Annotated in this window: 8 protein-coding genes and 5 tRNA genes; 6 read left to right on the forward strand and 7 right to left on the reverse strand. The window is 55.9% G+C overall.

Features of this window, described 5'->3' with window-relative positions; all coding sequences use genetic code 11:
* Window positions 1-2016, forward strand: coding sequence for an NAD-dependent DNA ligase LigA (ligA, locus tag AC27FC_RS16605; protein WP_196354944.1), 2016 nt, complete (start codon window positions 1-3; stop codon window positions 2014-2016).
* A gap of 1 nt (window position 2017) precedes the next feature.
* Window positions 2018-2233, forward strand: coding sequence for a DUF3820 family protein (locus tag AC27FC_RS16610; protein WP_003861328.1), 216 nt, complete (start codon window positions 2018-2020; stop codon window positions 2231-2233).
* Here the strand turns inward: AC27FC_RS16610 and AC27FC_RS16615 are convergent.
* Entirely contained in the window at window positions 2230-3225 is a 996-nt protein-coding gene (locus AC27FC_RS16615) for a bile acid:sodium symporter family protein (RefSeq protein WP_196354943.1), read from the reverse strand. The genes AC27FC_RS16610 and AC27FC_RS16615 overlap by 4 nt on opposite strands.
* Before the next feature lie 89 nt (window positions 3226-3314).
* Between AC27FC_RS16615 and AC27FC_RS16620 the strand changes: the two genes are divergently transcribed.
* Window positions 3315-4250 carry a LysR family transcriptional regulator gene (locus AC27FC_RS16620; RefSeq protein ID WP_033146568.1) on the forward strand — a complete coding sequence of 312 codons (936 nt, stop codon included), beginning with the start codon at window positions 3315-3317 and terminating at the stop codon, window positions 4248-4250.
* Here AC27FC_RS16620 and AC27FC_RS16625 read toward each other — a convergent pair.
* The 4 genes from AC27FC_RS16625 to AC27FC_RS16640 form a co-directional block, all read right to left on the reverse strand.
* Complete coding sequence (locus tag AC27FC_RS16625; RefSeq protein WP_039263694.1) at window positions 4247-4585, reverse strand: FlxA-like family protein; 339 nt, start codon at window positions 4583-4585, stop codon at window positions 4247-4249. The genes AC27FC_RS16620 and AC27FC_RS16625 overlap by 4 nt on opposite strands.
* 188 nt (window positions 4586-4773) lie before the next feature.
* Window positions 4774-4849 (reverse strand) — tRNA-Lys (locus AC27FC_RS16630).
* A gap of 4 nt (window positions 4850-4853) precedes the next feature.
* Window positions 4854-4929: transfer RNA gene (locus AC27FC_RS16635), tRNA-Val, on the reverse strand.
* Between the two features lie 41 nt (window positions 4930-4970).
* A tRNA-Val gene (locus AC27FC_RS16640) sits at window positions 4971-5046 on the reverse strand.
* 258 nt (window positions 5047-5304) lie between these two features.
* On the opposite strand from AC27FC_RS16640, the gene gltX reads away from it, so the two are divergent.
* Entirely contained in the window at window positions 5305-6720 is a 1416-nt protein-coding gene (gene gltX, locus AC27FC_RS16645; RefSeq protein ID WP_033146145.1) for a glutamate--tRNA ligase, read from the forward strand.
* 51 nt (window positions 6721-6771) lie between these two features.
* Here the strand turns inward: gltX and AC27FC_RS16650 are convergent, their stop codons facing one another.
* Window positions 6772-7155 carry a YfeC-like transcriptional regulator gene (locus tag AC27FC_RS16650; RefSeq protein ID WP_033146144.1) on the reverse strand — a complete coding sequence of 128 codons (384 nt, stop codon included), beginning with the start codon at window positions 7153-7155 and terminating at the stop codon, window positions 6772-6774.
* A gap of 1 nt (window position 7156) precedes the next feature.
* Window positions 7157-7519 (reverse strand): YfeC-like transcriptional regulator, encoded by a 363-nt coding sequence (locus AC27FC_RS16655; RefSeq protein WP_033146143.1) that lies wholly within the window; start codon window positions 7517-7519, stop codon window positions 7157-7159.
* A 217-nt stretch (window positions 7520-7736) separates the two neighbouring features.
* On the opposite strand from AC27FC_RS16655, the gene AC27FC_RS16660 reads away from it, so the two are divergent.
* Window positions 7737-7812: transfer RNA gene (locus AC27FC_RS16660), tRNA-Ala, on the forward strand.
* Window positions 7813-7853: 41 nt separating this feature from the next.
* A tRNA-Ala gene (locus AC27FC_RS16665) sits at window positions 7854-7929 on the forward strand.

Raw genomic sequence — 7929 nt, forward strand, 5'->3', positions numbered from 1 at the left:
ATGGACTCAATCGAACAACAACTCACTGAACTGCGAACCACGCTTCGCCATCATGAATACCTCTATCATGTTATGGACGCGCCGGAAGTCCCGGATGCCGAATATGACCGCCTGATGCGCGAGCTGCGCGAATTAGAGGCGCAGCATCCGGAGCTTATCACGCCGGATTCCCCTACCCAGCGCGTCGGCGCTGAGCCGCTGGGCGCTTTCAGCCAGGTGCGCCATGAGGTGCCGATGCTGTCGCTGGATAACGTCTTCGATGAAGAGAGCTTCCTCGCGTTTAACAAGCGCGTGCAGGATCGCCTGAAAAGCAGCGACTCCCTCACCTGGTGCTGCGAGCTCAAGCTGGATGGCCTGGCGGTCAGTCTTCTCTACGAAAACGGCGTGCTGGTGCGTGCCGCAACGCGTGGCGACGGTACGACGGGCGAAGACATCACCACCAACGTGCGTACCATCCGCGCGATCCCGCTGAAGCTGCAGGGTGACAACATTCCCGCGCGTCTGGAAGTGCGCGGCGAGGTGTTCCTGCCCCAGGCGGGCTTCGAGAAAATTAACGACGAGGCGCGTCGCACCGGCGGGAAGGTGTTTGCTAACCCGCGTAATGCGGCGGCAGGCTCTCTGCGCCAGCTTGACCCGCGTATTACCGCGAAGCGACCGCTTACTTTCTTCTGCTACGGCGTCGGTATTCTGGAGGGCGGCGAGCTGCCGGATACGCACCTCGGACGCCTGCTGCAGTTTAAAGCGTGGGGCCTGCCGGTGAGCAACCGCGTTCAGCTCTGCGACTCGCCGGAAGCGGTGCTGGCGTTCTACCACAAGGTGGAAGAGGACCGTCCGACGCTCGGTTTTGATATTGATGGCGTCGTCATCAAGGTGAATTCACTGGCGCTGCAGGAGCAGCTGGGCTTTGTGGCGCGCGCGCCGCGCTGGGCGGTGGCGTTTAAGTTCCCTGCTCAGGAGCAGATGACCGTCGTTCGCGACGTGGAGTTCCAGGTCGGTCGTACGGGGGCGATTACCCCGGTCGCCCGTCTGGAGCCCGTGCAGGTTGCGGGCGTGCTGGTGAGTAACGCCACGCTGCATAACGCCGATGAAATCGAACGCCTCGGCCTGCGCATTGGTGACAAAGTGGTGATTCGCCGCGCGGGCGACGTTATCCCGCAGGTGGTTAACGTCGTGGAGTCGGAACGTCCTGCCGATACGCGCGAGATCGTCTTCCCGACCCACTGCCCGGTGTGCGGCTCCGACGTTGAGCGTGTGGAAGGTGAAGCTGTGGCGCGCTGTACGGGGGGGTTAATCTGTGGTGCGCAGCGTAAAGAATCGCTGAAGCACTTCGTCTCCCGTCGGGCGATGGACGTCGACGGCATGGGCGACAAGATTATCGATCAGCTGGTTGAGAAAGAGTATGTCCATACGCCAGCGGATCTCTTCAGGCTGACGGCAGGTAAACTGACCGGTCTGGATCGCATGGGGCCAAAGTCAGCCCAGAATGTGGTTAACGCGCTGGAAGCCGCCAAAGAGACGACCTTTGCCCGCTTCCTGTACGCGCTGGGCATTCGTGAAGTGGGTGAGGCGACGGCAGCGGGCCTGGCGGCGTACTTTGGTACGCTGGAGGCGCTGGAAAAGGCAAGCATCGACGAGCTGCAGAAAGTCCCTGACGTTGGCATTGTGGTCGCCACGCACGTCTTTAACTTCTTCGCCGAAGAGAGCAACCGTGAAGTCATCGGCAAGCTGCTGGAAGAGGGCATTAAGTGGCCCGCGCCGGTAGTGGTTAACGCCGAAGAGATCGACAGCCCGTTCGCCGGTAAAACAGTAGTCCTGACCGGCAGCCTGAGCCAGCTTTCACGCGACGATGCGAAAGCGCGCCTGGTGGCGCTGGGGGCCAAAGTGGCGGGCAGCGTGTCGAAGAAAACCGACCTGGTGATCGCCGGGGAAGCGGCGGGTTCGAAGCTGGCAAAAGCCCAGGAGCTCGGCATTGCGGTTATCGATGAAGCGGAAATGATGCGTCTGTTAGGAGAGTAACGTGGAGAAAGAACAGCTCGTTGAAATAGCCAATACGGAGATGCCGTTCGGTAAATACAAGGGCCGCAGGCTGATTGATTTGCCGGAGGAGTATCTGCTGTGGTTTGCCCGTAAGGATGAATTCCCGGCAGGGCGGCTGGGCGAGCTGATGGCTATCACGTTACTGATCAAAACCGAGGGGCTGACCCAGCTGGTTCAGCCCCTGAAACGTCCTTAAGCCTTCGCGGCGCGGGTCTCTTCCTGCGCCAGCTTTTCGGTCTGGCGCTTGTAGCGACGCGCCAGCACCGCGCAGACCATCAGCTGGATCTGGTGGAAAATCATCAGCGGCAGCACCATCATCCCAATCACCGAGGTCGGGAACAGAATATTGGCCATCGGGATACCGTTAGCTAGGCTCTTTTTCGAACCGCAGAAGACAATGGTGATTTCATCCGCTTTGCTGAAGCCGCACCTGCGTGCCACAAAGACGTTTACCGCAATCACAATCGCCAGCAGGACGATGCTGACCACCACGATAAACAGCAGCGAACCTGCGCCCACCTTATGCCAGATCCCGTTCACAACCGCTTCACTGAAGGCGGAATAGACCACCAGCAGAATCGACGACTGGTCGGTTTTTGAAATCCATTTCTTGTGCTTAGCCACGAACGCCCCGGTCCATGGACGGGATAGATGCCCCAGGACAAACGGCAGCAGCAGCTGCAGGCAGATTTTTCCAACCTGCTCGAGATTGCCTTCCGCGCCGTGCATGTTCATCAGCAGGCCCACCAGCAGCGGGGAAACGAAAATCCCTAACAGGCTGGATGCCGATGCCGAGCAAACCGCGGCCGCAACGTTTCCTCCGGCGAGAGAGGTAAAGGCAATGGCGGACTGCACGGTAGCCGGCAGAATACAGAGATACAGGAAACCGGTGTAGAGCGCCGGGTCGACGTTAACCGGCGCCCACCAGGCAAACAGCACCCCGAGGATTGGGAACAGAATGAACGTGCTGCACATCACCCAGAGGTGCAGACGCCAGTGGCTACCGCCGGCAATAATCGCTTCGCGCGAGAGCTTTGCGCCGTGCATAAAGAACAGCAGCGCGATGGCGGCCGTCGTCAGCCCTTCAAAAAACGGGACGAAGCCCTCGCGGGCGGGGAAGAACGAGGCCAGTAAAACGGTAACCACCAGGGTGAGCGTAAACGGATCAACAATACGAAATAGTTTCATAATGACTCCTGAAAACAGATGTCGCTATTGTGCTTTTTTCCATTTGAGAAATAAAATTGATTTATTGCATCCATTCATGAATGAAACAGATGAATTACTCCTTACGCCAGCTTCGTATTTTCGTCACCGTCGCTCACGCCCGCAGCTTTAGCCGGGCAGGGGAGATGATTGGCCTGAGCCAGTCGGCGGTCAGCCACAGCGTGAAAGAGCTTGAGAATCAGACCGGGGTGAAGTTGCTTGACCGCACAACCCGTGAAGTGGTGCTGACCGAAGCAGGGCAGCAGCTCGCCCTGCGTCTTGAACGATTGCTGGATGAGCTGAACAGCACGCTCAGAGACGTGGGGAGGCTGGGGCAGCAGCTTTCGGGGACCGTGCGCGTCGCGGCCAGTCAGACAATCTCTGCACACCTTATCCCGCAATGTATTGCCGAGGGAAGTCATCGCTACCCGGACATTGATTTTGTCCTGCATGACAGGCCGCAGCAGTGGGTGCTGGAGAGCATCCGCCAGGGAGATGTGGATTTTGGTATCGTTATCGATCCCGGCCAGGCGAGCGATCTGGCGTGCGAAAGCGTACTTTCCGAGCCCTTTTTGCTGCTCTGCCGTGACGACGACCCGCTGGCTACGTTGCCGGAAGTCAGCTGGCAGTCCCTGACGGGCGCGAACCTGGTTTTACAGGATTATGCCTCGGGCAGCCGTCCGCTGATTGATTCCGCGCTGGTGAATCAGGGCGTAAAGGCAACGATCGTGCAGGAGATTGGTCACCCGGCGACGCTGTTTCCCATGGTGGAAGCCGGCATTGGCATCAGCGTGTTGCCCGCCCTGGCGCTTCCCCTGCCGCAGGGAAGCCGGCTGGCCGTCAAGCGATTAACGCCCGTTGTTGAGCGAAAGCTGATGCTGGTGCGGCGAAAAAATCGCTCACTCTCGGGGGCGGCGCAGGCTATCTGGGAAGTGGTGCGTATCCAGGCACAACGATTAACCGAAGCCCGCATACGCGACCCACTGTTTAACGCATCAGAAGATTAGATGTAGATATCAATCTGATTATTGTCTGAAGGGTTATTCACACCTTCCACTTTGCCCAGCTTTTGATCCTGCTTCTTCTGGGCTTCTTCGGCCTGCTGGCGCTGCAGCGCGGCGAGCTGTGCCTGCAGCACTTTGAGCTGGGTCTGAATAAGTTCCTGCTGCTTTTTCTTCTCATCGGTGCTGATGGGGCTGTTCGCCAGCTCTTTTAACTGCTGAGTCAGCTTTTTGATCTTGTCGAGAATGCGGGTGATTTGCGTAGCGATATCGTTGCTGCTGGAAGTTCCACTCGCGCCGCTGGTTTGAATCTGTTGGGTTGAAGCCTGAATGGTCGTCATACTTTTTCCTCGCGTTATAAAACAGAGGTATCGGCACTAACGGGATTAGCTTGAGCAAAACTGCCATATCTGGCAGGGAGTTACATCGATACACAATCAGTATTGATGATGCGGTGAAAGTGTACTGGAAGGCGGAAGTAGACAAACTGCAGATAGCAAAAAGGCGCCTTTAGGGCGCCTTTCTACATTGGTGGGTCGTGCAGGATTCGAACCTGCGACCAATTGATTAAAAGTCAACTGCTCTACCAACTGAGCTAACGACCCGAAATGGTGGGCGATGACGGGCTCGAACCGCCGACCCCCTCCGTGTAAAGGAGATGCTCTACCAACTGAGCTAATCGCCCAATCTCAATTCTTATCTACACTGCGAGTCTACCGAAGTAGATGGTGGGTGATGACGGGCTCGAACCGCCGACCCCCTCCGTGTAAAGGAGATGCTCTACCAACTGAGCTAATCACCCCCGCTGTGTGGAGTCGCATTATAGGGAGAGTTGAAAATGAGTCAACGCATTTTCTAAAGTTTTTATTCGTTCGTCGTAAAATTAAACAAAACGATCGCGAAACGGGCAATGGCGCATGATTTCTAAACAAAAATCGCAAACTCGGTCACGATAAAGGGATCAACATTGAGGAATCCCCCCACAGTGATAGAATATTGCCCATTGTTTTTTTCCCAGGATTTGCCGATTGCCGGCATCTTTATAACGTAAGGCCATTTCATGAAAATCAAAACTCGCTTCGCGCCGAGCCCGACAGGCTATCTGCACGTCGGTGGTGCACGTACCGCTCTCTATTCCTGGCTTTTCGCACGCCACAACAAAGGTGAGTTCGTGCTGCGTATTGAAGACACCGATCTTGAGCGCTCCACGCCAGAAGCAATTGAAGCCATTATGGATGGGATGAACTGGCTGAATCTGGAATGGGATGAAGGTCCTTACTTCCAGACCAAACGCTTTGACCGCTATAACGCCGTCATTGATGAGATGCTGGTCGCGGGCACGGCGTATAAGTGCTACTGCTCTAAAGAGCGTCTGGATGAACTGCGTGAAGCGCAGATGGCGAACGGTGAAAAGCCGCGTTATGACGGCCGCTGCCGCCACGACCATAGCGAGCATGCTGCAGATGAGCCTTGCGTGGTGCGTTTTGCTAACCCGCAAGAGGGATCGGTAATCTTTGACGACCAGATCCGTGGCCCAATTGAATTCAGCAACCAGGAGCTGGACGATCTGATCATCCGTCGTACCGACGGTTCTCCAACCTACAACTTCTGCGTTGTGGTTGACGACTGGGATATGGAAATTACTCACGTTGTCCGTGGTGAAGACCATATCAACAATACGCCACGTCAGATCAACATCCTGAAGGCGCTGAACGCCCCTGTGCCAGTTTATGCGCACGTCTCCATGATCAACGGCGATGACGGGAAAAAACTGTCTAAACGTCACGGTGCGGTAAGCGTTATGCAGTATCGCGACGACGGTTATCTGCCGGAAGCGCTGCTGAACTATCTGGTGCGTCTGGGCTGGGCCCACGGTGACCAGGAGATCTTCAGTCGCGAAGAGATGATCGAACTGTTCTCTCTGAGCTCTGTAAGCAAATCAGCGAGCGCCTTTAATACCGACAAGCTCCTGTGGCTGAACCATCACTACATCAACACCATGCAGCCAGAATATGTGGCGACGTATCTGCAGTGGCATATTGAGCAGGCAAATATTGATACCCGCACTGGCCCTGAGCTGGCGGATCTGGTGAAACTCCTCGGCGAGCGCTGCAAAACGCTGAAAGAGATTGCCGAAAGCTGCCGCTACTTCTATGAAGAGTTTGAAGAGTTCGACGCGGACGCCGCGAAGAAACACCTCCGTCCGGTTGCGCGTCAGCCGCTGGAAGTGGTGCGCGACAAGCTGGCGGCCCTTACTGAGTGGACCGCTGAGAATGTGCATCACGCCATTCAGGCGACGGCAGACGAGCTGGAAGTCGGTATGGGTAAAGTCGGTATGCCACTGCGCGTTGCGGTGACCGGGGCGGGTCAGTCTCCGGCACTGGATGTGACGGTTCACGCCATCGGCAAGTCACGCAGCGTGGCGCGCATTAACAAGGCGCTGGACTTTATTGCTGAACGCGAAAATCAGCAGTAATTACGCCTCAGATAAAAAACGGCAGGTTAACCTGCCGTTTTTTTATGCCTCTTATTCCGTGAGACCGAGCCGCGTCAGAAAGCCGTGTATGCCTTCGCGTTTCAATAAGGCGTCCAGACGCCTCTGCTCTGGCTGAGTCATACTCTCCAGCGTCTCAATAATGCCCGGAGACAGGTTTGAAGAGGGTTCACTGTATGAAGCGGTGACCTCAGCGAGATGGTAAACCGCCTGACGGTTACGGATCGCCGGGAGGCTCATAATATGTTCCTTCACGCGCGCATCAATATGAATGAGCCGCGCGCGACCACCCTTCACGCCGTTGAGGCCTTCGGTTTTCCATCCCTGCTGGCGTATCCAGCGATTAACCGTTTGTCTGGCAACGCCCAAACTCTCCGCCAGCTCTTCCGTGGTCATTTTGCTGCGTAATTTTTTCATATCAGTTCTGATCGCGAATCCCTAAACGTTGCAACAATCCGGTAATCCCTTCCCGCATTAACAGCGATGTCATCTGCTTCTGCTCTTCCGGCGTCATTTCATTGGCCAGCGTCAGGAGCAGCGTGTGAAGCGAACTATCATGACTGACGCCTTCTGGCAGTTCGGACGTTTCAGTTGCCCGACGTGCGCTGCGGATAAAGTCACGGACTTTTTCGTTCACATGTACCAGGCGAGCTTTCCCGCCCTGGACACCTGGTTTTGGTGATGTAATCCAACCCTCTTTGCGTACCCATTTATTGATGGTCTGGCGGCTATAGCCAGTGAGGAGGGCTAACTCTTCTGGCGTCATTCGTTCCTTGATCATGCAATTTCCTGAATATCAGTGGGGTTAATTAACGGCTCATTTTATAGCACCGTTTTACGTGAAAACGTGACAGGCTTAACTCCTGACTGCGAGCAGGCTCGCAAAGTGATTCATTTGCATGATTTTTCGGCGATTGAATGGCTGGGATTGATTTTGCCGTTGACACTCCGCGGTGGAATTCATATTATGCCGCCCGTCAACATGACAGCTTTACGATGGGGCTATAGCTCAGCTGGGAGAGCGCTTGCATGGCATGCAAGAGGTCAGCGGTTCGATCCCGCTTAGCTCCACCAAACTCTGAACCCAACAGAGTGCGGTCAGTAAAGTCACATGTGGGGCTATAGCTCAGCTGGGAGAGCGCTTGCATGGCATGCAAGAGGTCAGCGGTTCGATCCCGCTTAGCTCCACCA

This window comes from Enterobacter sp. C3_dUdeg, assembly GCF_057536195.1.